The sequence below is a fragment of the Calditrichota bacterium genome, assembly GCA_014359355.1.
Lineage (GTDB): Bacteria > Zhuqueibacterota > Zhuqueibacteria > JANLFK01 > Oleimicrobiaceae > Oleimicrobium.
This window is the reverse complement of record JACIZP010000289.1, coordinates 1-1,728: the sequence shown is the minus strand read 5'-3', so window position 1 is coordinate 1,728 and position 1,728 is coordinate 1. Positions and strand designations below refer to the sequence as shown.

At 58.4% G+C, this 1,728-nt stretch carries 2 protein-coding genes; both read right to left on the bottom strand.

Going from position 1 to position 1,728, the window contains the following annotated elements; translation table 11 throughout:
- Nucleotides 1-441, bottom strand: a 441-nt coding sequence (locus H5U38_12415) for a hypothetical protein (protein MBC7187828.1), incomplete at its 3' end; no start/stop codon positions are given.
- Between the two features lie 98 nt (nt 442-539).
- Nucleotides 540-1,628, bottom strand: coding sequence for a T9SS type A sorting domain-containing protein (locus H5U38_12410; protein ID MBC7187827.1), 1,089 nt, complete (start codon nt 1,626-1,628; stop codon nt 540-542).
- Nucleotides 1,629-1,728 lie beyond the last annotated feature (100 nt).

Below are 1,728 nucleotides of genomic sequence, written 5' to 3'. Positions count from 1 at the left end.
CTTCACGCCTTTCTTTTCGACCCAGTACTCTGCATTGATGCGTTTGGCCACCGCGTAGTAGTCGGGCACCGGACGAGCATGGCCTGGCTTGAAACACAACGGCAAGGGATCGAAGAACTCGTACTTGTGCAGGACTTTGTACTTCAGGCTCGGTTGCGCCTCGGGATTCTTGTATGCCCGAAAGCGCGAGCCTTCTTCTAAGCATTCGGCAATCCTCTTGGTGAGGCTATCGACCTTGGCTTTGGTGAAGGCAAGGCTTCGTCCCCAATCCCCGGTCACAGCTATGTTTATCGAATCGCCTGCCAGTGGGTAATAGCACACCACCACCACTGGCACCACGTAAGGTGGTTTTGGGACGGAGCCTGCGCACGCTTGCGCCCCAAGACCAGATGCCCACCAGATGAATGCACACAGGACGCCCAAGTTCACCCTCGAAAGCATTTCTGACCCTCCACATAAGTTGTTCTCTCACCAACGAGGAGGCGACACAGGACGGCCTCGGGAGGCTGTCCTTCCAGAAAGAAGCTCTTCGTCAGAACCTAACGGACAAGCACTATCTTCCCCTGCCACATGCGGCTATCGGCCTCAAGCACATACAGGTAGAGGCCGGAAGCGGCGGGCCTCCCCAGCGCGGTGGCATCCCACTCTATCCGATGCAAGCCGGCTGGCAGATTCTGGTCAATGAGTCGTGTTACCTCGCGCCCGGCCAGGTCGTAGATGCTCAACCGCGCCTGCCCCCCTTGCTTCGTTGTGAAGACAAAGACGGCTCGAGAATTGCATGGATTAGGGAAAACGGCTACCGCAGCTGGGGGCGGTGTCTGCGGAGCCTCTTGTTCGTCGACCCGCACGCCCACCTCGGCCAAGTCCAGAAGCATGCGCGCCACCACCCCAGTCCAGATGTAGGTATGCAGCCAGGAATCCGAGGGACGGGGTGCGTCGCAGAAATAGGACTCGTAAAAGTCGTGGTAGTTCCGCAGCGTTTCGATCACCCCGGCAAAGAGGCGTTCAGCCAACTCGCGAGCCTCGTCATAGAAACCATAAGCCAGCAACCCGCGGAAGACAAGGAAATTCCACTCCGGGTACACCGAATGCGCATCGTAGCCGTCGTAGGGGTCGTTGTGTGCGAGAAGCGGGACGCCATAGGGCCGTCCGAACGTCTCGGGGTTGCGCAGCTCGGCGAGAAGGTAGCGCGCCTGCGCCTGGTTAGCGACCCCCGCCCACAGCGGCAGGAAGCCGATGATTTCCTTGCGACGCAGATCGTTTGTGGACCGATAGGTGAAAGTGTGACTGTTTCTCTCGACATGGTAGTAAAACCGCGTCTCTGGGTCCCACATGAGGGCATTGATGGCGTCGGCGCGTGCCTGGGCAAGCCGCTCCCAGTGCGTGCTTTCCTCTTGCTTCCCCAAGGCAGCCGCCATGGAGGCCAGCGCCTTTTCCTCCATGACCAGCTCGCAATTGAGGTCCAGTGCCTCCACCTTGTTGGCATTGTGGGGATCTGGGTAGCCGCCCAACAGGTCCCAAATCACGTTGTAGTCTCTCACCGACTCCAAGAAAGCATCGCCGCCCCATTCGCAGAGGCCGTCTCGATCGTCGTCACGCTCCCGCACCCAGAAGCTGTGAAACCTCACGCCGTACTCATACATGTCCCTAATGAAGTTAGTATCTTGCGTGACCTGAAAGATTTCCCAAGTCTCCCAATTGAACCATGGCGCCGAGGAAGATTACTCG